At 65.6% G+C, this 23,708-nt stretch carries 21 protein-coding genes; 1 reads left to right on the forward strand and 20 read right to left on the reverse strand.

Annotation, left to right across the window (positions count from 1 at the left end; all coding sequences use genetic code 11):
* Window positions 1-6: 6 nt before the first annotated feature.
* The 17 genes from CFB24_RS02710 to CFB24_RS02795 form a co-directional block, all read right to left on the reverse strand.
* On the reverse strand, window positions 7-1,674 hold the full coding sequence (locus CFB24_RS02710) for a ribonuclease J (RefSeq protein WP_088519010.1): 1,668 nt from the start codon (window positions 1,672-1,674) through the stop codon (window positions 7-9).
* Window positions 1,675-1,685: 11 nt separating this feature from the next.
* Entirely contained in the window at window positions 1,686-2,453 is a 768-nt protein-coding gene (locus tag CFB24_RS02715; protein ID WP_088519011.1) for a biotin--[acetyl-CoA-carboxylase] ligase, read from the reverse strand.
* Between the two features lie 2 nt (window positions 2,454-2,455).
* Window positions 2,456-3,889, reverse strand: a complete 1,434-nt coding sequence (gene nuoN, locus CFB24_RS02720) for an NADH-quinone oxidoreductase subunit NuoN (protein WP_088519012.1) — start codon at window positions 3,887-3,889, stop codon at window positions 2,456-2,458.
* A gap of 8 nt (window positions 3,890-3,897) precedes the next feature.
* Window positions 3,898-5,406 carry an NADH-quinone oxidoreductase subunit M gene (locus CFB24_RS02725; RefSeq protein WP_088519013.1) on the reverse strand — a complete coding sequence of 503 codons (1,509 nt, stop codon included), beginning with the start codon at window positions 5,404-5,406 and terminating at the stop codon, window positions 3,898-3,900.
* A complete protein-coding gene (gene nuoL / locus CFB24_RS02730) occupies window positions 5,407-7,443 on the reverse strand; it encodes an NADH-quinone oxidoreductase subunit L (RefSeq protein WP_088519014.1) in 2,037 nt (678 codons plus the stop codon). It lies immediately after the preceding gene.
* Between the two features lie 6 nt (window positions 7,444-7,449).
* On the reverse strand, window positions 7,450-7,758 hold the full coding sequence (gene nuoK / locus CFB24_RS02735; RefSeq protein ID WP_088519015.1) for an NADH-quinone oxidoreductase subunit NuoK: 309 nt from the start codon (window positions 7,756-7,758) through the stop codon (window positions 7,450-7,452).
* Between the two features lie 10 nt (window positions 7,759-7,768).
* Window positions 7,769-8,380, reverse strand: a complete 612-nt coding sequence (locus CFB24_RS02740) for an NADH-quinone oxidoreductase subunit J (protein ID WP_088519016.1) — start codon at window positions 8,378-8,380, stop codon at window positions 7,769-7,771.
* 94 nt (window positions 8,381-8,474) lie between these two features.
* On the reverse strand, window positions 8,475-8,963 hold the full coding sequence (gene nuoI / locus CFB24_RS02745; RefSeq protein ID WP_088519017.1) for an NADH-quinone oxidoreductase subunit NuoI: 489 nt from the start codon (window positions 8,961-8,963) through the stop codon (window positions 8,475-8,477).
* An 8-nt stretch (window positions 8,964-8,971) separates the two neighbouring features.
* The gene (gene nuoH, locus CFB24_RS02750) at window positions 8,972-9,982 is read right to left on the reverse strand and encodes an NADH-quinone oxidoreductase subunit NuoH (RefSeq protein WP_088519018.1); all 1,011 of its coding nucleotides are present in this window, start codon (window positions 9,980-9,982) and stop codon (window positions 8,972-8,974) included.
* 10 nt (window positions 9,983-9,992) lie between these two features.
* On the reverse strand, window positions 9,993-12,050 hold the full coding sequence (gene nuoG, locus CFB24_RS02755) for an NADH-quinone oxidoreductase subunit NuoG (protein WP_088519501.1): 2,058 nt from the start codon (window positions 12,048-12,050) through the stop codon (window positions 9,993-9,995).
* Between the two features lie 115 nt (window positions 12,051-12,165).
* The gene (gene nuoF, locus CFB24_RS02760) at window positions 12,166-13,467 is read right to left on the reverse strand and encodes an NADH-quinone oxidoreductase subunit NuoF (protein ID WP_088519019.1); all 1,302 of its coding nucleotides are present in this window, start codon (window positions 13,465-13,467) and stop codon (window positions 12,166-12,168) included.
* 9 nt (window positions 13,468-13,476) lie between these two features.
* Window positions 13,477-14,133, reverse strand: a complete 657-nt coding sequence (gene nuoE, locus CFB24_RS02765; RefSeq protein WP_088519020.1) for an NADH-quinone oxidoreductase subunit NuoE — start codon at window positions 14,131-14,133, stop codon at window positions 13,477-13,479.
* Window positions 14,130-14,339: a hypothetical protein gene (locus CFB24_RS02770; protein ID WP_088519021.1), complete on the reverse strand. Its 210-nt coding sequence runs from the start codon at window positions 14,337-14,339 to the stop codon at window positions 14,130-14,132. Before CFB24_RS02770 ends, nuoE begins: the two co-directional genes overlap by 4 nt.
* Window positions 14,336-15,526, reverse strand: coding sequence for an NADH-quinone oxidoreductase subunit D (locus CFB24_RS02775; RefSeq protein WP_088519022.1), 1,191 nt, complete (start codon window positions 15,524-15,526; stop codon window positions 14,336-14,338). Before CFB24_RS02775 ends, CFB24_RS02770 begins: the two co-directional genes overlap by 4 nt.
* 191 nt (window positions 15,527-15,717) lie before the next feature.
* Window positions 15,718-16,353 carry an NADH-quinone oxidoreductase subunit C gene (locus CFB24_RS02785; protein ID WP_088519024.1) on the reverse strand — a complete coding sequence of 212 codons (636 nt, stop codon included), beginning with the start codon at window positions 16,351-16,353 and terminating at the stop codon, window positions 15,718-15,720.
* Between the two features lie 43 nt (window positions 16,354-16,396).
* Window positions 16,397-17,005 (reverse strand): NuoB/complex I 20 kDa subunit family protein, encoded by a 609-nt coding sequence (locus tag CFB24_RS02790; protein ID WP_170068143.1) that lies wholly within the window; start codon window positions 17,003-17,005, stop codon window positions 16,397-16,399.
* Window positions 16,996-17,358, reverse strand: coding sequence for an NADH-quinone oxidoreductase subunit A (locus CFB24_RS02795; protein WP_088519026.1), 363 nt, complete (start codon window positions 17,356-17,358; stop codon window positions 16,996-16,998). Before CFB24_RS02795 ends, CFB24_RS02790 begins: the two co-directional genes overlap by 10 nt.
* A 420-nt stretch (window positions 17,359-17,778) precedes the next feature.
* Between CFB24_RS02795 and CFB24_RS02800 the strand changes: the two genes are divergently transcribed.
* Window positions 17,779-19,599, forward strand: a complete 1,821-nt coding sequence (locus CFB24_RS02800) for a hypothetical protein (RefSeq protein WP_141098322.1) — start codon at window positions 17,779-17,781, stop codon at window positions 19,597-19,599.
* A gap of 20 nt (window positions 19,600-19,619) precedes the next feature.
* On the opposite strand, the gene CFB24_RS02805 is transcribed toward CFB24_RS02800, so the two are convergent.
* Genes CFB24_RS02805 through CFB24_RS02815 form a run of 3 tightly spaced genes read right to left on the reverse strand, consistent with a single transcriptional unit; the run spans window position 19,620 to window position 23,698 of the window.
* Window positions 19,620-20,744 carry a hypothetical protein gene (locus tag CFB24_RS02805; RefSeq protein ID WP_141098323.1) on the reverse strand — a complete coding sequence of 375 codons (1,125 nt, stop codon included), beginning with the start codon at window positions 20,742-20,744 and terminating at the stop codon, window positions 19,620-19,622.
* A complete protein-coding gene (locus tag CFB24_RS02810; protein ID WP_088519029.1) occupies window positions 20,728-21,405 on the reverse strand; it encodes a GDSL-type esterase/lipase family protein in 678 nt (225 codons plus the stop codon). The genes CFB24_RS02805 and CFB24_RS02810 overlap by 17 nt, the downstream gene beginning before the upstream one ends.
* A 19-nt stretch (window positions 21,406-21,424) precedes the next feature.
* Complete coding sequence (locus CFB24_RS02815) at window positions 21,425-23,698, reverse strand: tetratricopeptide repeat protein (protein ID WP_158255147.1); 2,274 nt, start codon at window positions 23,696-23,698, stop codon at window positions 21,425-21,427.
* Between the last annotated feature and the right edge of the window lie 10 nt (window positions 23,699-23,708).

The following is a 23,708-nucleotide window of genomic DNA, read 5'->3' on the forward strand; positions in this document are numbered from 1 at the left end:
TCCCCTTCACACTTCGATCGCGAGCACATGCACGTGCGGTTTTTTGCCCCAGACGGCCGCGACCGCCGCGCGCACGGATTTCTCCACCGCGTTGCAGGTCACGTCCGGATCCCTTTTCTTCGCCTTGGGGAGAGAGTCAAGCGTGTCGAACAGGGCGCGGTCGATCACTTCGTCGAGGGGGCGGCCATCGACGCCCTTTTGCGGCAAACCGAAGGAGACGACGTCCGGCGTGCCGACCACGTCGCCCTTGGCGCTCAGCGCGAAGGCGATGCTGACGATTCCCGCCGCGGCGAGCCGATGGCGCTGGCGGAAGCACTCGTCGGCCTCGCTGAGGATGACCTCGCCATCGCGGTAGAGCTTGCCATGGGCGATCCCCGGCAGGTGGCCCGGCTCGTCGGGACCGAGCGCGATCATGTCGCCGTTCCGCGCGGTGAGGACGTGCTTGACGCCGATCTGGCGGGCGAAGGCGGCGTGAACCCGCAGATGCAGCGCCTCGCCGTGGGCGGGAATGGCGATGCGCGGGCGCAGCCATTGATAGAGCTGCTCGACCTCGCCCCGGCGCGGATGACCGGAGCAATGCACCAGCGCGTCCTGGCTGGTGATGACGTCCACGCCTTCAAGAATCAGGGCGTTGACGATGGCGCCGACCTCGCGCTCGTTGCCCGGAATGGTGCGTGACGAGAAAATGGCGAGATCGTTGGGGCTGAGCTTGACCGCATGTTCGCCGCGAATGATGCGCGACATGGCGGCGCGGGCCTCGCCCTGGCTGCCGGTGGCCAGAACCAGCACCTTTTTCGCGGGCAGGCGGGCGAAGGCGTCGAGCGGCAGCGTCTCCGGCATGCCGTCGAGATAGCCGCAGTCGCGCGCCACCGCCAGCGACCGCTCCATGGCGCGGCCCGCCAGCACCACCTGGCGCCCCGCCTCCTGCGCGGCGAGGCAGACCGCTTTCAGGCGCGCGATATTAGAGGCGAAGGTGGTGACCAGCACCCGGCCCTGCGCGGCACCGATCTTTTCGCGCAGGATTTCGGCGACCTGCGCCTCCGAGGGGCTCTCCCCTTCGCGTAAAATATTGGTGGAATCGCTGATGAGGGCCAGCACGCCCTCCTCGCCGATCTCCTTGAGGCGAGCGATGTCGGTCGGCCGCCCGAGGCCGGGCGTTTCGTCGAGCTTCCAGTCGCCGGAATGAACGATCGTTCCGACCGGCGTGCGGATCGCCAGCAGGCAGGCTTCGGGGATCGAATGCGACATGGCGACGAATTCGACCTCGAACGGCCCGAGTTTCAGGCGCTCGCCCTGCTGCACGGTTTTCAGCGGCACGTCCGGCGCGCCCGGCTCGGCGAGGCGGCGGGTTTGCAGCAGGCCGGCGGCGAAGGGGGTGGCGTAAACCGGGCAAAGCAGGCGCGGCCATAGCGCGCCGATGGCGCCGACATGATCTTCATGCGCGTGGGTGACGATCAGGCCGAGCAGATCCTTGCGGTTCTTCTCGATGAAGGCGGGATCGGGCAGGATCAGGTCGACGCCGGGCATATCGGCATGGGCGAAGGCTACGCCGCAATCGACCAGAATATATTTACGCTTGCCGGGCGCCCCGAAACCATAAAGTGCGGCGTTCATGCCGATCTCGCCCAAACCGCCGAGCGGGGCGAAGACCAATTCTTCCTGTGCGGAAGGCATTTATATGTCCTTCATCTCACAACGAGCGGGGCCGCGAAACTCAGATCCCCCGCCTCTATCGTATCCATTTTTCCGTCATGACTTTCCAATAGCATACGTCCGTGCGCGTCAATGCCACGAAAGGTCCCTTCCATGACATTTCCGTTGCGTTGGACCCGCGCCGGCGCGTCGAGTCCGCCGGCGACGTCGAGCCAGGCGCGGCGGATCGTGGCGAAATTGTCGCCGCGCGCCCAGACGTCGAGCCATTGCGCCAACGAATCCGACAAAGCCGCGAACACGGCGGCGCGGCTGACGGCGGCGCCGATGGCGCGCAGGCTGGTGGCGGGATAGGGCGTGTCGTCGGGATGGCTGACGCAATTGACGCCGAAGCCGATGACGCAGCCAAACGTCTTGGCGCCCAGACTTTCCAGCAGCAGGCCCGACAGCTTGGCGCCGTCATAAAGCGCGTCGTTGGGCCATTTCAGCGCAAGCCTGCGGTCGCCGCCGAGCAGATTGCGCAAACAGTCGGCCAGCGCCACGCCGGCGACGAAACCGAGCTGCGGCGCCGCCGGGCGGGCGCATGGTTCGATCAGCATCAGGCTGGCGAACAGGTTGCCCGTCGACGAGGTCCAGACGCGGCCGAGCCGCCCCCGGCCCCGGCTTTGCCTGTCCGCGACGATCCACAACCGGCCGGGATCGCCGGAGGCGACCCGTGCGGCCGCCTCGTCATTGGTTGATCCCAGATCTTCGAAATGTTCCAGCCGATAACCCGACCGGGCGGCGCCAACCCCGAGTTCCAAGATCAGAACAGGGACTTGGCCGCGCCTTCGGCCGCCTGGACCAGCGGCGCCGGATAGACCCAGTACAGCAGCATCGACACGGTCGAAACCGCCAGAACGGCGCGCAAGGTGAGATTGGGACGGTCGAAGGCCGGGGCCGCCTCGTCGAAATACATCACCTTGATGATGCGCCAGTAGTAGAACGCCGCCACCGTGGACAACAGCACGCCGATCACCGCGAGGCCGAACAGCTTGGCCTCGACCGCCGCCAGGAAGACGTACCATTTGGCGAAGAAGCCCGCGAGCGGCGGCACGCCCGACAGCGACACCATCAGCATGGCCAGGAAGAACGCCATGGTTCCGTTGGTCTTGGCGAGGCCCGACAGGTCGGAGATCTTTTCGACGGGATGGCCGGCGACGCGCATCGACAGGATGGCGGCGAAGGTTCCGAGCGTCATGACGATGTAGATCGCCATATAGATTAGCACGCCCTGCACGCCCTCCGCCGTGCCGGCCGCAAGGCCGACCAGGGCGAAGCCCATGTGGCCGATCGAGGAATACGCCATCAGGCGCTTGATGTTGTCCTGCCGGATCGCGGCGAACGAGCCGAGCGCCATCGAGGCGATCGACATGAAGATGACGAGCTGCTGCCATTGCAGCGTCGCGCCGGGGAAGGCGGTGTAGATGACGCGGGTGGCGATGGCCACCGCCGCCACTTTCGGCGCCGAGGCGAAGAAGGCGGTGACCGGGGTCGGCGCGCCCTCATAGACGTCGGGCGTCCACATGTGGAACGGCACCACCGACATTTTGAACGCGAGCCCCGCAACCAGGAACACCATGCCGAAGATCACGCCCATGTTGGGATGGCCGCCAATGGCGCCGGCGATGCCCGCGAAGGACACCGCGCCCGAAAAGCCGTAGAGAAGCGAGGCGCCATAGAGCAGCATGCCCGAGGACAAAGCGCCGAGCACGAAATATTTCAGGCCGGCTTCGGAGGCGCGGGCGTCGTCGCGCGACAGCGCCGCCGTGACATAGAGCGCCAGCGACATCAGTTCGAGCCCGAGATAGAGCGCGATCAGGCCGTTGGCCGAGATCAGCATCAACATGCCGAGCGTCGCCAGCACGATCAGGATCGGGAACTCGAACTTGTTGATCCCCTGCCCCCGAAAGAAATCGCCGGCCATCAGCAGCGTGACGATGGAGCCGCCGAGCGACAACGCCTTCATGAAATCGCCGAAGCGGTCGTCGATGAAGGCGTTGTCGAAGACAATTCCGCTCCCCGTCGTTTTGAGGATGATGGCGACCAAAGCCGCGCCGAGCACGACCACGGCGATTTCGCTCATCGGCCCGTCATCCGCCTTGCCGCGGAACGCGCCGATCAGCACCATGAGGATCACGCCGACCGCCAGGATCGTTTCCGGCAGCGCGTGGGTAAGAGCGATGTGCAGCGTTTCCATGAAAGCTCTCAGTACAGCGAAAGGGCGGCCGTGCGGGTCACGGCGAGGGCCGCGTCATAATTCTTGATGAGCTGGGCGACCGCGCCGGAACAGGCGTGGATGATCTGGTTGGGCTGGACGCCATACCAGATCGTCAGCAGCACCAGCGGGGCCAGCACCGCGAATTCGCGTGCGGACAGGTCGGTGAGGCCTTGCAGGCTCGGCTTGACCAGCTTGCCGAACAACACGCGGCGATAGAGGTAAAGCGCATAGGCCGACGACAGAATGACGCCGGTGGTGGCGAACAGGGCGACCCAGGTGTTGGCCTTGAACGCGCCGATCAGCGTCAGGAATTCGCCGACGAAGCCGGACGTGCCGGGCAGGCCGATATTCGCCATGGTGAACACCATGAAAATGACGGCGTAAACCGGCATCTTCTCGACAATGCCGCCGTAAGCGGCGATCTCGCGGGTGTGCAGCCGGTCATAGACCACGCCGACGCAGAGGAACAGCGCGCCGGAGACGAGGCCGTGCGACACCATCTGGAACACCGCGCCTTCGACCGCCTGCTGGTTCATCGCGAACAGGCCCATGGTGACGAAGCCCATATGCGCCACCGAGGAATAGGCGATCAGCTTTTTGATGTCCTCCTGCACCAGCGCCACCAGCGAGGTGTAGATGATGGCGATCACCGACAGGGCGAACACCAGCGGCGCAAAGTAGTGGGAGGCGTCCGGGAACATCGGCAGCGAGAACCGGATGAAGCCGTAGCCGCCCATCTTCAAGAGGATGCCCGCCAGGATCACCGAGCCGGCCGTGGGCGCCTCGACGTGGGCGTCGGGCAGCCAGGTGTGGACCGGCCACATCGGCATCTTCACCGCGAACGAGGCGAAGAAGGCCAGCCACAGCCACTTCTGCAAGGCCGGATCGAAATGGGTGGTCAGCAGCGTGGTGATGTCGGTGGTGTGGGTCTGCGCATACATCGCCATAATGGCGACCAGCATCAGCAGCGAGCCGACCAGCGTGTACAGGAAGAACTTGAAGCTGGCGTAGATGCGCCGCTTGCCGCCCCAGACGCCGATGATGATGAACATCGGGATCAGGACGCCCTCGAAGAACAGGTAGAACAGCACCAGGTCGAGCGCGCAGAACACGCCGATCATCAGCGTTTCCAGCACCAGGAAGGCGATGAAATATTCACGGACGCGGACCTCGATCGACTTCCACGAGGCCACGATGCAGAACGGCGTCAGGAAGGCGGTGAGCACCACGAACGGGAAGGAAATGCCGTCCACGCCCATTTTGTAAGTCAGGCCTGAACCGAACCAGCTGCGCTGCTCGACGAACTGGAAGTCCGCCACGCCGGGGATGAATTGCGACCAGGCGTAGAAGGACAGCGCCAGCGTGACCAGCGTGGTCCACAGCGCGATCCAGCGCACCGTGTTTTTCGAGCCTTCGCCGTCCTTGACGAACAGGATCAGCGCGGCGCCGACCAGGGGAAGGAAGGTCAGCCCTGAGAGAATGCCAAAGCCGAACATTTATTGTCCCCCGCCGAGCGCGAACAGTCCGTAGGTGATGAGCGCCGCCACGCCGAGCAGCATGGCGAATGCGTAATTGTAGATGAAGCCGGTTTGCAGCCGCGAGGCGACCCCGGCGCCGTCGAGCACGCGCGCCGCCACGCCGTCCGGGCCGAACCGGTCGATGATGGCGCCGTCGCCGCCCTTCCAGAACAGCCGGCCCAGCGCGAAGGCCGGCTTGACGAAGATCTTGTCGTAAAGCTCGTCGAAATACCACTTGTTCAGCAGGAACAGGTAGAGCCGCGGGAATTTCTCCGCCAGCGCCGCCGGAACCTTCGGCGCGATCACATACATCGCCAGCGCGACGACGAAGCCGCCGACCATCATGGCGAAGGGCGCATAGCCCACCCATGCCGGGATTTCGTGCATCTCGTGCAGAATGTGGTTGTTGGCGCCGGTGAACAGCGACGTGCGCCAGAATTCGCCGGCTTCATGGCCGATGAACTGGTCCTTGAAGGCGTAGCCGGCGGCCAATGCGCCCGCCGACAGCACGAACAGCGGAACCATCATGGTCGCAGGGGATTCGTGGGGCTCGCCGATGTGATGGCCGTGAGGATCGTCATGCGCGCCATGCCCGTCGTCGCCATGCCCATGCCCATGCGCGGCCTGCGGCGCGGGATGCAGCAGCTTGTATTGCTCCGACCAGCGGCGCTCGCCGAAGAAGGTCATGAACACAAGGCGCCAGGAGTAGAACGAGGTCATGCCCGCCGCGACCACCAGCAGCACGAAGGCGAAGCTCGCCGCGAAGCTGTGCGCGCCGGCGGCGAAGGCGCCTTCGATGATCGCATCCTTGGAGAAATAGCCGGCGGTGAGCGGGAAGCCGGTGAGCGCCAGCGTGCCGATGGTCATGCAGGCGAAGGTGACGGGGATTTTGCTCCACAGCCCGCCCATCTGGCGCATGTCCTGCTCGTGGTGCATGGCGTGGATCACCGAGCCGGCGCCCAAGAACAGCAGCGCCTTGAAGAAGGCGTGGGTGAACAGGTGGAAAATGCCCAGCGCATAACCGCCGCAGCCCAGGCCGACGAACATGTAGCCGAGCTGCGAGCAGGTCGAATAGGCGATCACGCGCTTGATGTCGTTCTGCACGAGACCGACGGTGGCGGCGAAGAAGGCGGTGATTCCGCCGACCAGCGTGACCACGGTCAGCGCCGTGGCCGACTGTTCGAACAGCGGCGACAGCCGCGCCACCATGAACACGCCGGCCGTGACCATGGTCGCGGCATGGATGAGCGCGGAGACCGGAGTCGGGCCTTCCATCGCGTCCGGCAGCCAGGTGTGCAGCAGGAACTGCGCCGACTTGCCCATGGCGCCCATGAACAGCAGCAGGCAGGCCAGCGTCATCGCGTTCCAGTCGAGGCCGAACGCGTGGACGCTCTTGCTCGCAAGGTCGGGCGCGGCGGCGAAAATGACGTCGAAGCTGATGGAACCCGTCAGCATGAACACCAGGAACATGCCGAGGGAAAAGCCGAAATCGCCGACGCGGTTGACGACGAACGCCTTGATGGCGGCGGCGTTGGCCGAGGGCTTTTCGAACCAGAAGCCGATCAGCAGATAAGAGGCGAGGCCGACGCCTTCCCAGCCGAAGAACATTTGCGCCAGATTGTCTGACGTCACCAGCATCAGCATGGCGAAGGTGAACAGCGACAGATAGGCGAAAAAGCGCGGCCGCGACTTGTCCTCGTGCATGTAGCCGATCGAGTACAAATGCACGAGCGCCGAGACCGTGGTGACGACGATCAGCATCACGCTGGTCAGCGTATCGACGCGCAAGGCCCAGTCGATCTTCAGATCGCCCGAGGTCAGCCAATTGGCGATCACCGGCGCGGAAAAGTGGCCGTCGTGCAGGCCGACGTCGAAAAAGGTGATCCAGGACAGGGCGCAGGAGACGAACAGCAGCGCCGTCGTGACGATTTCCGAAGCGCGGTCGCCGATCTTCTTGCCGAGCAGGCCCGCGATCAGGAAACCGAGAAGCGGGAGGAAGACGATTGCCGAATACATGTTCGCTCAGCCCTTCATCATATTGATGTCTTCCACCGCAATGGTGCGGCGATTGCGGAAGTAGGTGACGAGAATGGCGAGGCCGATGGCCGCTTCCGCCGCCGCGACGGTGAGGATGAACAGGCCGAAAATCTGGCCGGTGAGGTCGTGCAACTGCGCCGAAAAGGCGACGAGGTTGATGTTGACCGCCAGCAGGATCAACTCGATCGACATCATGATGATGATGACGTTCTTGCGGTTGAGGATGATGCCCGCCATGCCCAGCGTGAACACGATGGCGCCGACGATCAGGTAATGTTCGAGTCCGATGACCATGATCGCCTCCTTACGGGACCGGCACGCCCGTGCGCGACGGGACTTGCTTGTTTTCGATGGCGCTCGCGCGGGTGCGGGCGTTCTGAGCGGAAATATCCTGGCGCTTGACGTTCGGGCGATGGTGCAGGGTCAGCACGATGGCCCCGATCATCGCCGTCAGCAGCACGAAGCCCGCCGCCTGGAACAGGTAAACGTACTGGGTGTAGAGCACCTGGCCGAGCGCGGCGGTGTTGCTGAGATTGCCGGGCGTGGGCGTCGAGAGCACCGCCTGCGGCGCGACGGTCCAGGATCCGACCACCAGCGCCAGCTCCGCCAGCACCACGAGGGCGACCAGGCCGCCCAGCGGCAGGTAGCGTTTCGCGCTTTTCTGCAATTCGGCGAAGTCCACGTCGAGCATCATCACGACGAACAGGAACAGCACCATCACCGCGCCGACATAGACGACGACCAGCAGCATGGCCAAAAACTCAGCCCCCGCCAGCAGGAACAGGCCGGCTGAACTGACGAAGGCGACGATCAGGAACAGCACGGAATGGACGGGGTTGCGCCCGGTGATCACCATCGCCGACGAGGCGATGGTGACGAAGGAAAACAGATAGAAGAAGGCCGTGGCTACGCTCATGGTCCACCTGTGCGCCCGATGACGGGCCGGTTTCGGTCGCCGCCTTCATGCGGCGGATATTCAAGACTTCGCGCGCAAAAAATGCGCGGAAAAATCAGCGATACGGCGCGTCGGCCGCGAGGTTGCGCGCGATTTCGCGCTCCCAGATCGCGCCATTATCGAGCAGGCGCTGCTTGTCGTAGAACAGCTCTTCGCGCGTTTCCGTCGCGAATTCGGCGTTCGGCCCCTCGACAATGGCGTCCACCGGGCAGGCTTCCTGGCAGAAGCCGCAATAGATGCACTTGGTCATGTCGATGTCGTAACGCGTGGTGCGGCGCGTGCCGTCGTTGCCGCGCGGCTCCGCCTCGATGGTGATGGCCTGGGCCGGGCAGATCGCCTCGCACAGCTTGCAGGCGATGCAGCGCTCCTCGCCGTTGGGGTAACGGCGAAGGGCGTGTTCGCCGCGATACCTCGGCGATTGCGGGTTCTTCTCGTGCGGATAGTTGATCGTCGGCTTGGGCTTCAGCATGTAGCGGAAAGCCAGGAAGAAAGCTCCGAAGAACTCCTTCAGGAACAAGCTTTTGATTGCGGCGGCGATAGGCATTTAAGACCTCACTTCGCGGCGACGCCGGCGAACTCCAGAACACCCGCGACCACGATCACGGCGACGAGCGACATCGGCAGGAAGACCTTCCAGCCCAGCCGCATCAGCTGGTCGTAGCGGTAGCGCGGCACGAAAGCCTTCACCATGGCGAACAGGAAGAAGAACCAGGTCAGTTTTAACACGAACCAGATCACGCCGGGCACCTGAGTGAACGGCTCCATCTTCACCGGCGGCAGCCAGCCGCCGCAGAACAGGATCACCAGCAGCGCGCACATGGTGATGATCGCCACATATTCGCCGAGCATGAACAGCAGGTAGGGCGCGGACGAATATTCGACCATGAAGCCGGCGACCAGTTCGGATTCCGCCTCCACCAGATCGAACGGCGGGCGGTTGGTTTCCGCCAAGGCCGAGATGAAGAAGATCACGAACATCGGGAACAGCGGCAGCCAGTACCAGCCGAGAATGCCGTAATCGGTGTCCTGGGCGCGGACGATTTCGGTGAGGTTCAGCGATCCCGCGCAGAGCAGCACGGTGATGATGACGAAGCCGATGGAGACTTCGTAGGACACCATCTGCGCCGCCGAGCGCAAGGCCGACAGGAACGGGTATTTCGAGTTCGACGCCCAGCCGCCCATGATGATGCCGTACACGCCGAGCGACGAAATGGCGAAAATGTAGAGAATGCCGACATTAATGTCGGCGATCGCCCAGCCGTCGTTGACCGGCACCACCGCCCAGGCCGACAGCGCCAGCGCCGCCGTGACCAGCGGCGCGATCATGAACACGCCCTTGTTGGCGCCGTCGGGGATGATCGGCTCCTTGACCATGAACTTGATCATGTCGGCGAAGCTTTGCCAGATGCCCCAGGGGCCGACCACGTTCGGCCCCTTGCGCAGCATCACCGCCGCCCAGATTTTGCGGTCGGCCAGCAGGTAATAGGCGATGGCGGTGAGGCCGAGTGTGATCAGCAGCAGGCTCTTGCCGACGATCAGGAGAAGCGTGAGCAGCAGGTCCATCGTGTCGTCCTCATTCCGCCGCTTGCTTCAGCGCGCCCTTGGCCAGAGCGGAACATTCCGCCATGACTTTCGACGCGCGCGCGATTGGGTTGGTGAGATAGAAGTCGCTGATCGGCGAGACGAAGGCCGCGCCGCCGATCTCGCCCGCCGGCAGCTTTGACAGCGCGCCGGCGTCGGCCTTTTCGATCTGGTCGATCCGGGCGAAATGCGGAACCGCCTTGAACAGCAGCGCGCGCAATTGGGCGAGCGAGTCGAACGGCAGCGTCTTGCCGAGCACAGCCGAGAGGGCGCGGAAGATCGCCCAGTCCTCGCGGGCGTCGCCGGGCGGGAAGCCGGCGCGGTCGGTCATCTGCACGCGGCCTTCCGTGTTGACATAGAGGCCGGATTTTTCCGTATACGCCGCGCCGGGCAGGATCACGTCGGCGCGATGCGCGCCACGGTCGCCGTGGGTGCCGATATAGACCACGAAAGCGCCCGGCTGCACCGTAAGCTCGTCGGCGCCGACCAGGAAGGCGAGGTCGAGGGCGCCGGCTTTCGTCATGGCTTCGGCGGTCAAACCGCCCTCACCCGGCACGAAGCCGAGATCGAGCGCGCCGACGCGCGAGGCGGCGTTGTGCAGCACCGCAAAGCCGTTCCAGTCGCCCTTGACCGCAAGCTTGGCCGCCAGTGCGGCCAGCGCGACGCCATCCTCGCGGGCCAGCGCGCCGGCGCCGATCAGGATCAGCGGGCGCTCGGCCTTGGCCAGAACCGCGCCAAACCCTTCGCCCCTGGCGACGGCCTGCAGCGCGGCGGGGTCGAAGCCAAGGTGCTCAGTGGGATAGGTGAGATCATGCTTCTCGCCAATGACGGCGATGGGGAAGTCCCCTGCCCGCCAGCGGCGGCGGATGCGGGCGTTGAGCACCGGCGATTCCCAACGCGGGTTCGAGCCGATGATCAGCAAGGCGTCGGCCTGGTCGATGCCCTCGACCGTGGCGTTGAACAGGTAAGCGGCGCGGCCATGGCTCGGATCGAGCTTGAAACCGTCCTGGCGGGCGTCGAGGTTTTTCGCGCCGAGCTTTTCCGCCAAAACCTTGGCCGCGAACAGGTCTTCGACCGATGACAGATCGCCGCCGATAAAGCCGATCTTCTCCGGCGCGGCCGTCTTGGCCTTGGCGGCGATGGCGTCAAACGCTTCGGCCCAGCTGGCGGGGCGCAGCTTGCCGTTTTCGCGCAGATAGGGGCGGTCGAGGCGCTGCAACTTCAGACCGTCCACGCTCTGGCGGGCCTTGTCGGAAATCCATTCCTCGTTCACCGCTTCGTTGAGGCGCGGCAGGATGCGGACGACTTCGCGGCCGCGCGTGTCGATGCGGATGTTGGCGCCGAGCGCGTCGGAAATGTCCACGCCGGGCGTCTTGCTATATTCCCACGGGCGGGCGCGAAAATTTTGCGGGCGCGGCAGCAGCGCGCCGACTGGGCAGAGGTCTGTGACATTGCCCTGCAATTCCGAGCGCATCGCCGATTGCAGATAGGTGGTGATCTCGGACTCTTCGCCGCGGTTGATGTTGCCCATGTCGGACGTGCCGCAGATTTCGGCGGTGAAGCGGACGCAGCGCGTGCATTGGATGCAGCGGGTCATCTCAGTTTTCACCAACGGGCCGATATATTTGTTTTCGACCGCGTTCTTGTTTTCGGTGTAGCGCGAGCGGTCGCGGCCGAAAGCGAGGGCCTGATCCTGCAGGTCGCATTCGCCGCCCTGGTCGCAGATCGGGCAGTCGAGCGGATGGTTGATCAGAAGGAATTCCATCACGCCTTCGCGCGCCTTCTTCACCATCGGCGAATTGGTGAACATCACCGGCGGTTCGCCGTTCGGGCCGGGACGCAGGTCCTTCACCGACATGGCGCAGGACGCCGTGGGCTTGGGCGGACCGCCCTTCACCTCAACCAGGCACATGCGGCAATTGCCGGCGACCGAGAGGCGCTCGTGGAAACAGAAGCGCGGAATCTCCTTGCCGGCCGTCTCAGCGGCCTGCAGCAAGGTATATTCCGGCGGGACATCGACTTCGATGCCATCGACGATGATCTTCGCCATGTTTCTTCCCTTTGCGCCGCGCCCGGCGAGGCGCGCGGCCCCGCTCGTCGACTCGGCTTGCTCATGCACGTAGCACCGGCGACGCCGATGCAAGAACCCCGACTTTCCGGCGCCTTTACTGCGCCGCCACCTTGACCGCGTCCGCATCGGCGCGGGCGGTGTAAGACTCGATCCGCGCCTCGATGACGGGGCGGAAATGATTGATCAGCCCCTGGATCGGCCACGCCGCCGCGTCGCCAAGCGCGCAGATGGTGTGGCCCTCGATCTGCTTCGACACGTCGAACAGCAGGTCGATCTCCTTCTTCTGGGCGCGGCCCTCGACCATGCGCTGCATGATCCGGTACATCCATCCCGTGCCTTCGCGGCAGGGCGTACACTGGCCGCAGCTCTCGTGCTTGTAGAAATGCGAAAGCCGAGCGATGGCGCGGATGATATCCGTGCTCTTGTCCATCACGATGACAGCCGCCGTGCCCAGGCCGGACTTCAGCGCCGACAGCGAGTCGAAATCCATCGGCGTGTCGATGATCTGCGCCGCCGGCACGCAGCGCACCGACGAGCCGCCGGGGATCACCGCCAGCAGATTGTCCCAGCCGCCGCGCACGCCGCCCGCATGTTTCTCGATCAACTCGCGGAACGGGATCGACATGGCCTCCTCGACATTGCACGGCTTGTTCACATGGCCGGAAATCGAGAACAGCTTGGTTCCCGCGTTGTTCTTGGCGCCGAAGCTCGCGAACCAGGCCGCGCTGCGGCGCAGGATGGTCGGGGCCACCGCGATCGACTCGACATTGTTGACCGTGGTTGGGCAGCCGTAAAGGCCCATATTGGCCGGGAACGGCGGCTTGAGCCGGGGCATGCCCTTCTTGCCCTCAAGCGATTCCAGCAGCGCGGTTTCCTCGCCGCAGATATAGGCGCCGGCGCCGTGATGGACGATCACCTCGAACGGATAGCCGTGGATGTTTTTCGCGCCGATCAGATTGGCCGCATAGGCCTGATCCACCGCACCCTGCAGGCGCTCGCGCTCGAAAATGAATTCGCCGCGCACATAGATGTAGGCGGCCGAGGCGCCCATGGCGAAACCGGCGACCAGCGCGCCCTCGACCAGCAGATGCGGGTCGTTGCGCAGGATCTCGCGGTCCTTGCAGGTGCCCGGCTCGGACTCGTCGGCGTTGATCACGAGATAGGACGGCCGGTTCGGGTCCGGCTTGGGCATGAACGACCATTTCAGGCCGGTCGGGAAGCCGGCGCCGCCGCGGCCGCGCAGGCCCGACGCCTTCATTTCCGAAATGATCCAGTCCTTGCCTTTTTCCAGCAGGCCCTTGGTGTTGTCCCAGGCGCCGCGCTTTTTCGCGCCGTCCAGGGTCCAGTCGCCGTAGCCGTAAAGATTCTGGAAGATGCGATCCTTGTCTTGAAGCATCGTCGTCTCCTATTCGGCCGGATGGGCGGGCTGAGCGGCGCTGAGCGGACCGCTCTCGCCGTCGGCGCCATAAAACTCAGTCAACGCGGTCAGGCCGCCGAGCGGCTCGGAGCGGCGCCGGCCGTTCTGCGGGCCGATCCGGGTCGGGCGTCCCGCCGCGAGATCGTCGAGCAGCTTGGCGAAGGTTTCGGCGGTCAGATCTTCGTAATAATCGTCGTTGATCTGCACCATCGGCGCGTTGCAGCAGGCGCCGAGGCACTCGACCTCAAGCCAGGAGAACAGGCCGTCAGGCGTGACCTTGCGCGGATCGCCGATGCGCTTCTGGCAAACCTCGATGATCGCGTCGGAGCCGCGCAACATGCACGGCGTGGTGCCGCAGACCTGCACGAAGAATTTGCCGACCGGCTCGAGGTTGAACATGGTGTAGAAGGTCGCGACTTCGAGCACGCGGATATACGGCATGCCGAGAATGTCGGCGACCTTTTCGATCGCCTTCTGCGGCAGCCAGTAATCGTGCTGCTTCTGCGCCTTCCAAAGAGCGGGGATCACGGCGGACGCCTGGCGGCCCGCCGGATATTTGGCGATCTGCCGCTCAAGCCACGCCTGGTTTTCCGGCGTGAACTCGAAACTGTCGGGCTGCTGTTCGGCGAGGCGGCGGGCGCTCATGACGACTTTCCATTGGATTCGCGCAGATCCTGGATGACGACATAGGCCGTGACGGCGAGCGCGCCGAGGACGATGCCGAAATCGGATTGCGGCTGGATCAGCGGCGCGCCGTTGACGGCGCGCCAGACGAGCAGGAGGGCGACAGCGGAGAAAATTCCGCTGCCCAGAAACCGCGCGTTCTTGCGCAGCGATTCGATGACGGTCACCGGTCGACCTCGCCGAACACGATGTCCTGCGCGCCGAGAATGGCCGAGACATCGGCGAGCATGTGGTTGCGGCACAGCAGGTCCATGCCCTGCAGATGCGCGAAGCCCGGCGCGCGGATCTTGCACTTGTACGGCTTGTCGGTGCCGTCGGAGACGAGATAGACGCCGAACTCGCCCTTGGGCGCCTCGGTGCCGACGTAGACTTCGCCTTCCGGCGTGCGGAAGCCTTCGGTGAACAGTTTGAAATGATGGATCAGGCTTTCCATCGACCGCTTCATCTGGGGGCGGCGCGGCGGGGTGATCTTGTGGTCGGGCGTCAGCACCGGGCCTTCATTGGCGGCCAATGAAAGTTTTTCGACACATTGGCGCATAATGCGCACGGATTGTCGCATTTCTTCGAGCCGGACCACCTGACGGTCATAGCAATCGCCATGCTTGCCGACGGGAATGTCGAATTCCATTTCCTCGTAGCATTCATAGGGCTGCGCGCGGCGCAGATCCCAGGCGACGCCGGAGCCGCGCAGCACCGGGCCGGAGAAGCCCCATTTCCAGCATTCCTCGGCGGTGAGCACGCCGATGTCGGCGTTGCGCTGCTTGAAAATGCGGTTCTCGACGAACAAAGATTCGAGATCGTCCATCAATTTGAGGAACGGATCGAGCCAGGCGCCGATGTCGGCGATCAGTTGCGGCGGCAGGTCCTTGGCGACGCCGCCGGGACGGAAATAATTGGCGTGCATGCGCGCGCCGGAGGCGCGCTCATAGAACACCATCATTTTTTCGCGTTCCTCAAACCCCCAGACCGGCGGGGTCAGCGCGCCCACGTCCATCGCCTGCGTCGTGACGTTGAGCATGTGCGACAGCAGGCGGCTCATTTCGGCGTAGAGCACCCGGATCAATTGCGCGCGGCGCGGCACTTCGACGCCGAGCAGCTTTTCCACGGCCAGACAGAAAGCGTGCTCCTGGTTCATCGGCGCGCAATAGTCGAGCCGGTCGAAGTACGGCACGTTCTGCAGATAGGTGCGCGATTCCATCAGCTTTTCGGTGCCGCGATGCAGCAGGCCGATATGGGGATCGACGCGCTCGACCACTTCGCCGTCCAGCTCCAGCACCAGGCGCAACACGCCATGGGCCGCCGGATGCTGCGGGCCAAAATTGATCGAGAAGTTGCGCATGTTCTGTTCGGTCATCTGGGTGTCGCCTCAGATTGTCATGTCGACGCCGGTTTCCGGCGTCTCATCCCGCACAGCGCGCGGGGTCATGTCGTCGCCCGGCGCGGCGCGCCCAGGCCCTTCCGCGCGGAGATCCCTGAAATCCCCGGCCGCCGCAGCGCGCCGCGGCGCCGCGTTCGAAACCGGAGACAGGGGAACGAAACGCCGCATCAACCCTTGGTCGCCTTTTCGTCGCCGGGCAGGTCGTATTTCGCCGCCTCCCAGGGCGACAGGAAATCGAAGGTGCGGAATTCTTGGCTGAGCTTGACCGGCTCGTAAACCACGCGCTTCTGCGCGTCGTCGTAGCGCACTTCGACATAGCCGGTCAGCGGAAAGTCCTTGCGCAGCGGATGGCCGTCGAAGCCGTAATCGGTGAGCATGCGGCGCAGGTCCGGGTGGTCCGAGAACAGCACGCCATACATGTCGTAGGCTTCGCGCTCGAACCAGTTGGCGGCGGGCCAGATTCCGACCGCCGACGGCAGCGGGTTCATGTCGTCCGCGTCGGTTTTCACGCGAATGCGCAGGTTGGCGGCGGGGTCGAGCAGATGGACGACCACGTCGAACCGCTTCTCCCGCGCCGGCCAGTCCACCGCCGTCAGGTCGATGAAGCTGATGAAGCCGTTATCGCGCAGGAAGGTGAGGGATTCGATCCAGCGCGCCGGATCGAACACGACGGTCAGTTCGTCATAGGCGATGGTCGCGGAGACCACCGCCGCGCCCAGGCCGGCTTCAATCTTTTCCGACAGCGCCTGCAAGCGATCCCGCAGACTCTGGGCGTGTTCCAGCACAGCTGTGGCGTCCGTCATCTCGACTCCCCCTCGCGCTCAAGGCGCGCATTTTCTTGTCCGTTCAGCGTTCGATCGCGCCCGTGCGGCGGATTTTGCGCTGGAGCAGCATGATGCCGTAAAGCAGGGCCTCCGCCGAGGGCGGACAGCCGGGAACGTAGATGTCGACCGGCACGACGCGGTCGCAGCCGCGCACCACCGAATAGGAATAGTGGTAGTAGCCGCCGCCGTTGGCGCAGGAGCCCATCGAAATCACATAGCGCGGCTCCGGCATCTGGTCGTAGACCTTGCGCAGAGCCGGGGCCATCTTGTTGGTGAGCGTGCCAGCGACGATCATCACGTCGGACTGGCGCGGCGAGGCGCGCGGCGCGAAGCCGAACCGCTCCACGTCGTAGCGCGGCATCGCCACCTGCATCATCTCGACGGCGCAGCACGCCAGACCGAAAGTCATCCACATCAGCGAGCCGGTGCGCGCCCAGTTGATCAGATCGTCGGTGGCGGTGACGATAAAACCTTTGTCGGCAAGCTCGTCGTTGATGGCCAGGAAGGTCGGATCGTCGGCGCCGATCGGCTTGCCGGTGCGCGGATCGAGAATGCCGCGCGGCGTCGGCGCGATCAGAGTTCTCGTCGCCGCATCACCCGAGGCCGAAGACGTTTCGGGCGTCAATCCCATTCCAGGGCTCCCTTTTTCCATTCGTAGACGAAGCCGACGGTCAGCACCCCAAGGAAGAGCATCATCGACCAGAAGCCGAACACGCCTATCGTACGGAAGGCGACCGCCCAGGGAAACAGGAAAGCGACCTCGAGGTCGAAGATGATGAACAGCAGCGAGACCAGATAGAAGCGGACATCGAACTTCATCCGGGCGTCGTCGAAGGCGTTGAAGCCGCATTCGTAGGCCGAAAGTTTTTCGGCGTCGGGCGCCTTGGGGGCGAGCAGGAAGGGCGCAACCAACAGCGCCCCCGACAAGACTGTCGCAATGGCGATGAAAATCACCAGCGGCAGATAGGCGTTGAGAACCGACATGCTTTGCCTTGTCTCCTGATCTGGCTCTGGTTTTTGCGCTCCGCCCCAAGCTTTGCGGTCTTGGGAGGGAGGCGTCCGACAACGCTGGGTCAGGTGCAAAACCCTTGCCACCGCAGCCGGATTTGTTCGTTCCGTAGCTTAGTGCGACAATACGCGCAAGGTCGAAACGCGCGTGTAGGACTAAGGGTGGGGGGTGGCGGGCGCCTGTGACGCTCGGGAAACCGGCGGATTGCGCCTGCGGCGCGCGACGTTTCGCCTCGGATCGGCGGACGGCCTGTATATGGGGCCGCGGGCGCGACGCGCCAGAGGCCGAACGGCGATTCGCGCGCAATGCGCGCGGCGCCCGCCGCCGGTTGGTTGCTCGCGCCGCATCGACCCGATAGGCTGCGCCGCATCGAGTCCCTATTGGATGCGCGCCTCATGCGGAACCGGCGTTTTCTCGTCTTGCGGCGGGCCGCCGCCCTGGTCCTTTTCCTCGCTCTGGCGCAAGCGCCGGCCTGGGCTCACGACCTGCAGGCCGAACTGCCGCCGCTGTTCCGGCAGCGCATCGCCGACATCGAAAACCGCTTGGCCGCGCCGGATGGAATCCTCTCGGCGCGCGACGCCAGCAACGCCGCGCTGGCCCAGCTCGCGCTGGGCGGCGATCCCGGCGTGGCCGAGGCGCTGCTGCGCCAGGTGTTCGCGGCGCAAGACCCGGAGACGGGCGCTCTGCCCTGGCTGCTGCGCGGCGGCGAGGTCAAGGACGACAACGCCAATGAATTTGGCGTGCAGAGCTGGGGGCCGATTCTGATCGGCTTCCGCGACCGGCTGTCCCCGGCGGCGCAGCGCGAGCTGGAGGCCCATGCGCGGCTGGCGCTGCGGGCGCTCGGCCGTTCCGTCGACGTCAATTACACCAACATTTATCTGATGAACGCCGTGGATACGCTGCTGATCGGCCAGGCGCTCGGCGACGCGCAGGCGTTGGCGCGCGGCCGGGCTTTGCTCGACGCGTGGAGGAGCGCCGTTCATGACCATGGCGTCGCGGAATTCGCCAGCCCGACCTATTATTCGACCGACCTGAACTCGCTGACCGTCGCCTACCGCTACGCCCGCGACGAGCGCGACCGGACCACGATTCGCAACATCCTCGATTTTTTCTGGGTCGATCTTTCGCTGTCGCTGGTCAATGGCAAGCTGGTCGGCGCCCACAGCCGCGACTACGATCCGATCCACGGCGCCGGCTACATCAGCCTGTTCCTCGGCAATCTCGGCTGCGGCAAATGCGCCCTGCCCGTCGATCAGATCATCGAGAAAATCTACCCCTATCTCAACGCGCTGCCGGGCGGCTACCGCGCGCCGCCGGGCATCGAGGCGCTAAACCGGGTCAACCCGCGCTGGATCCTCGCCCGCTGGAGCGCCGATCCCGCCGCGGTGCGCTCGCTCTATGTCGACGGCGGCGCCGCCATGGGCGCGACCGCGCAAGGCAATCTGTCATCGACGTCCAAGGTTTTCGCCATCGACCTGCTGCGCGACGACGGTCCGCAGGTCACCATCAGCTTCATCGCCTCGGAGCGCGATCTCGGCTATGGCCAGACCGTGCCCATGGGGCGGGGCCGCCGCCATTCCGGCGCCATCGGCCTGAACCCGGTGATCGCGCAATCGAAGGACTGGGCGCTCGGCAGTTTCTCGGTCTCGAAAAGCGGCGATCCCGACGCCCAGCCGATCTCGCTCAGCCTGATCCTGCCGCGCTACGCCAACGAGATTCGCGTCAACGGCGCGCCTTTGGCCGCCGACCGCCGCCTGAACGACGACGTGCGCACGATCTTCGTGCGCGTTGGCCGGTCATGCGCCGCGATCCGCATTCTCGCGGCCGACGCCAGCCAGCCGGCGGAGGTGCGCGACGACGCCCCGCAACAGGCGCAGGAAGCGATGCGCGTGCTGTGGCGAACCGATCGCGACCATTTGCAACTGTCGTTCCTCGCCCATGCCGCCTCCTGCGGCGGGCTGGGGGCGGCGGAATGGATCGCCCAGCTTGAGACGGCGCCGCTGGCGAACCGCAGCGACGGCGCCCAAATGAGCCTCGCGGCGCAGGCGCCCGGCAATGCGCCGATGCGGATCGTCCGCAACGCCGCCCCCCGCGGACGCGCGATGCTGATCGACGCGCCCGGCCGCGGCGCCGGCGGGGTGTTGAGCGCCAATGGCGTGGACTATGCCGATGTGCTCTACCAGGGATGGCCCCGGGGTTTTGAGCGCGCGCAATAGGTTTACGCGGCCCCGCCCGCTCATTCGAAGCCGGTGGGCGTTTGCCAATGCTGTTCCGGGCGCGCCGCGTACTGCGCTGAAATTTTCGCCTCGATGGCGCGGTGCAGCACCAACGCGTCGGACTCCCGGCGCGGCGATGCGGCGTAGGCGGCGCCGCCCCAGAACCCCATTTTGCCGAGCGTAAGCTGCGCGGGCCGCAGCTTGTTGGGCCAGTTCGCCAGCGTCGAAAAGGCGGAGCGCTCGAACGGCAGGAAACGCCCGGCCACCGTCATTTCGCTCACACTGAAGCCGTTCAGGATCGGAATGAACCGGACCTCGAATTTTTCCGGCTGAATGTTGAACATATATTCCTTGACGCGCGCCCCCTTGGGGCCGGCCAATTTCACGTAGCAGCGGGTGTTGAGGATATCCATGTAGAACCCGACGCAGGGAAGGTCGACCGGCACCGGATAGGTGTAATCGCCGTCGAAGACGCGGAAGTTCACGTCCATCAGGCTGTTCTTCTTGTTGACCACGGCTCCCACCGTCGAGTCCGCCGCCGCCGGATCGAACGTCGAAAAATGATGCGCGAAGGATTCGGCGCGGATGCCGGACTCGGGGAAGGCGCCCTGCGCCAGCAACGCGCCGAGTTCGAAACCGACGCGATTCTGGATCGCCTGGCGCGGATGGGCGTAGGTCTCGAAAATCAGATCGTCGGAGCCGCCGAGAATGCTGTGCCCGTAGCGCATGGCGAATTCGCGCATGCTGATGAATTGCGCCCCGCAGATCGCGGCGATTCTGCGCCGCTCCAGATAGATGTCGCTGGGCTTGACCGCATGGCGCGCCATGCAGAACCCCAGCACGATCACTTTGGTCTGCGCCGCGATCGTGCTGACGATCTCGAACGTCACCCGGTTGAGAAACATGGGATCGCCGATGAAGTCCTCGCCCAACTCGTCATTGGGCACCGAGTCGAACACGACGTAATCGAACTTCGAGAAGTCATATTGGGGAATGGCGCAGCAATATTGCGTGCCGGGCGAGCCGCCGATGGAAATATTGACGATGTTCGCGTTCGGCAGAGCCTTGCGCAAGCCCTCGACCCAACCGCGTTTCAGAAGCGAGTTGGAGGTGCCCATGATCAGGATATTATCGACCATCTTCAAGCTTGCTTTCCATCAATCTGTTGAGGTCTTCGTAGCCGGCCGGACTGAAATGCGTCAGGTCGGGGAGGTAATGTTCCGGGTTTGGCGGGCCGGCCTCGTCGAGATCGACCCAGACGGACCTGTCGATCCCCGCCAGCATGGCGCGGGTCAAGGCGTTGAGGGCGCGCCGGTCGGCGTCGCGGAAGTCGAACCCCTCGCCCCTCGCCGGCACGGCCAGCATGACGAGGCGGGCGCGCGGCCATTGGCTGCGCGCCTGGGCGACGAGCGCGCGCTGTCCCAGGGCGATGGCGGCGGCGCAGACGCCCGCGCGCAGATTGTTGGCGCCGGCGAAGATCACCACGGTTTCCGGCTGGAGCGCCCGCACCCTCGGCAGCTTCATCCACCACAGCGTATGCTGGATGTGATCGGCGCTGACGGAAAGGTTGAAGGCCGGGCCGGGAAACAGGGCGGAGATCAACGCCGCCGGCCAGCGGCGCGCCAGCGAATCGCCGAACAGCAGGGTGCGCGCGCCTTCGAGCGGAGCCTGTTGCAGATCGACATAAATCTGCCATTTCGCGGCGGTCGGCGGCGGCGCCGGCGTCGACAGCAGCAGGCGCTCGCTGGCGGGGCAGCGGGGCGCCGCCGGGGCGCCGTTGGCGGCGCGATCCGCAAGCATCGACATCAATCGCCGCCCTCTTTTCTCAAGCGAAGACCTGACTCTCCAGCGCGTTCAGCTGATAGCCGAGACGCGTGAGGTCCGGCCGCAGCGCCAGCGCCCGCCGCGTCGCGTCAATGGCCGAGGCCGTGTCGCCGGCCTGGGCCAGCAGCATGCCGAGCTGTCCCAGCGGATTGACGTCCTCCTTGCGCAAGGGCGCGATCTTTTTCATCCATCCATACGCCTCGCCGGCGCGGCCGCGCTGCATCGCCACAGCCATCAGCAGGCGGGCGAGCGCGCCGGTCTCGGACGGCGACGCTTCGACGGCGCGCAGCAGCAGAGGCTCGGCCTCGTCCAGCGCGCCCTCCTCGATCAGCAGCTGGGCTTTTTCGCGCAGCGGCCCGCTCCGGTTGGGCGACAGCTCCAGCGCCAGATCGGCGGCCTGCATCGACAGGCTGCGGGCGCGCGGCTCCTCGCCGCCCTGGCGCAGCAGGATGGCGGCGAGCCGCTTGATATGGCTGGGATGGGGCGGCGGCAGCTCCACCGCGCGTTCGGCCGCCGCCCGCGCCTCTGCGATCTCGCCGCGCGCCAGATGCAGGCGCGCCAGCGTGTCGTGATTGGCGGGAAGGGCCGGCGCAAGATCGACGGCGGCCCGCCCCGCCTGCAGCGCCTCATCGGCGCGGCCGAGCGCCAGCAGGACGTCGGCGCGCGCCCGATGCAGCGCGGGATCGGCGGGAGAAACGCGCAAGGCGTCGGCGCTGGCGGCCTCCGCCCCGGCGAGATCCCTGCGGCCCAGCAGGGCGCGGATCAGGCGGAGATGCGGCGGCGCGAAACGCGGCTCGATCGCGATGGCGCGGCGCCACCAGGATTCGGCCTCAGTCGGATTTCGCTGGAGCACGGCGATCTCGGCGAGAAGCGACGCCGGCTGGCCGGAGGCCGGCGCCAGATCCATGGCGCGGCGGGCGTCGGCCACGGCGTCCTCCACGCGCCCGGCGCCGAGCAGGGTTCTGGCGCGGCGCAACAGCGGGCCGATGTCATGCGGCGCATTGGCGACGGCGGCGTCGGCGGCGCGCAGCCGCCAACTTTGTCCGGCCTCGACCTCGCCAAGTCGGACAAGAATGTCGCCATAGCGACGAAAATGGTCGGGCAGCACCGGCGCCAGTTCCGTCGCGCGCCGGCCGGCCTGCCGGGCTTCGTCGTTCTGGCCGGCGGCGAGATAGAGGCGCGACAGCAGCTCGTGGGTGCGCGAATCCGACGGATCGATCTCCTCCGCCCGCCGCGCCAGCGCCATCGCCTCATCGCGCCGCCCCTGCCGGAGCTGGAGTTCGGCCAGCCGACGCAGCGCGACGGTGGCCGTGGGATTGAGCGACAGGACGGAGCGGATCGCCTGCTCCTCCAGGTCGGCGCGTCCCTGATGGCCGTGGCAGCGCGCCAGTTGCAACGGGCCGGCGGCGTTGGCCGGATCGAGGGCGACGGCGCGCTCGGCGACCTCGATGGCGCGGGCGAGATCGCCGTTGACGCGCAGGCGGTCCGAATATTGGCAGAGCAGGCCGAGATGATCGGGATGGCGCCGCAACGCCGTTTCAAGAACGGCCGTGGCCGCGTCGGCGTCGCCGGTGGCGGCCTCGGCGCGGCTCATGAACAGCGCATTGGCGGGATGATCGGGATCGCGGTCCCACAAGGCGCGCGCGATGTCGCGGCCCTGCTGGATTTCTCCGCGCCGCAGCCGGAACTCGACCATTTTGCGCTGCAGCGCGTCATCGTCGGGGTGGCGCGACAATCCGGCTTCGACCGCCGCCGCCGCCTCGGCGACCCGGCCGGTCAGCACGAGAAACTGGGTGAGGAACACCAGATTGTCCGATCGCTCCGGCTGGCTTTCCGCCACGCGGCGGGCGTTTTGCAACGCCGCGTCGAAATCGCCGCGCGCCAGCGCGACCGTCGCCAGCGTGCGAAAACCGACGACATGCCCCGGCGCGCGCGCCAGCAGCAAATTCGCGGCCTCCTCCGCCTGGCGATAATCGCCGACTTGCAGGCTGACGGTGGCGAGCCGCGCGCAAACCAGCGCCTGAAGCTTCGGGTCGAGCGATTGCGCCAGCATCGCCCGGTAAACCTCCAGCGCGCCGCGCAAATCCCGGCTCCGGCGCGCCAGTTCGGCCCGTTGCAGGGCGATCCGGCCGCTCTCGGGCCAACGCCGGAACGCCTCGTCCAACACCCGCGCGGCCGCCTCGGACTCGCCGGCTTGCAGCAACGCGCGCGCCGCTGCGAGCGCGGCGCGATCGTCCTTGCAATCGGACGCGCTCAACTGTTTCGTTTCGGTCATGTCGTCCTCG

Origin of the sequence: Rhodoblastus acidophilus (assembly GCF_900187365.1) — a bacterium.
GTDB classification, from domain to species: domain Bacteria; phylum Pseudomonadota; class Alphaproteobacteria; order Rhizobiales; family Beijerinckiaceae; genus Rhodoblastus; species Rhodoblastus acidophilus.

Bases quoted from the DNA above. Each gene is read 5' to 3' on its own strand.
- CFB24_RS02710 (WP_088519010.1), bottom strand. From the start codon at position 1,674: ATGCCTTCCGCACAGGAAGAATTGGTCTTCGCCCCGCTCGGCGGTTTG.
- nuoN (WP_088519012.1), bottom strand. From the start codon at position 3,889: ATGGAAACGCTGCACATCGCTCTTACCCACGCGCTGCCGGAAACGATC.
- CFB24_RS02725 (WP_088519013.1), bottom strand. From the start codon at position 5,406: ATGTTCGGCTTTGGCATTCTCTCAGGGCTGACCTTCCTTCCCCTGGTC.
- nuoL (WP_088519014.1), bottom strand. From the start codon at position 7,443: ATGTATTCGGCAATCGTCTTCCTCCCGCTTCTCGGTTTCCTGATCGCG.
- nuoK (WP_088519015.1), bottom strand. From the start codon at position 7,758: ATGGTCATCGGACTCGAACATTACCTGATCGTCGGCGCCATCGTGTTC.
- CFB24_RS02740 (WP_088519016.1), bottom strand. From the start codon at position 8,380: ATGAGCGTAGCCACGGCCTTCTTCTATCTGTTTTCCTTCGTCACCATC.
- nuoI (WP_088519017.1), bottom strand. From the start codon at position 8,963: ATGCCTATCGCCGCCGCAATCAAAAGCTTGTTCCTGAAGGAGTTCTTC.
- nuoH (WP_088519018.1), bottom strand. From the start codon at position 9,982: ATGGACCTGCTGCTCACGCTTCTCCTGATCGTCGGCAAGAGCCTGCTG.
- nuoG (WP_088519501.1), bottom strand. From the start codon at position 12,050: ATGGCGAAGATCATCGTCGATGGCATCGAAGTCGATGTCCCGCCGGAA.
- nuoF (WP_088519019.1), bottom strand. From the start codon at position 13,467: ATGCTTCAAGACAAGGATCGCATCTTCCAGAATCTTTACGGCTACGGC.
- nuoE (WP_088519020.1), bottom strand. From the start codon at position 14,133: ATGAGCGCCCGCCGCCTCGCCGAACAGCAGCCCGACAGTTTCGAGTTC.
- CFB24_RS02775 (WP_088519022.1), bottom strand. From the start codon at position 15,526: ATGACCGAACAGAACATGCGCAACTTCTCGATCAATTTTGGCCCGCAG.
- CFB24_RS02785 (WP_088519024.1), bottom strand. From the start codon at position 16,353: ATGACGGACGCCACAGCTGTGCTGGAACACGCCCAGAGTCTGCGGGAT.
- CFB24_RS02790 (WP_170068143.1), bottom strand. From the start codon at position 17,005: ATGGGATTGACGCCCGAAACGTCTTCGGCCTCGGGTGATGCGGCGACG.
- CFB24_RS02795 (WP_088519026.1), bottom strand. From the start codon at position 17,358: ATGTCGGTTCTCAACGCCTATCTGCCGCTGGTGATTTTCATCGCCATT.
- CFB24_RS02800 (WP_141098322.1), top strand. From the start codon at position 17,779: ATGCGGAACCGGCGTTTTCTCGTCTTGCGGCGGGCCGCCGCCCTGGTC.
- CFB24_RS02810 (WP_088519029.1), bottom strand. From the start codon at position 21,405: ATGTCGATGCTTGCGGATCGCGCCGCCAACGGCGCCCCGGCGGCGCCC.
- CFB24_RS02815 (WP_158255147.1), bottom strand. From the start codon at position 23,698: ATGACCGAAACGAAACAGTTGAGCGCGTCCGATTGCAAGGACGATCGC.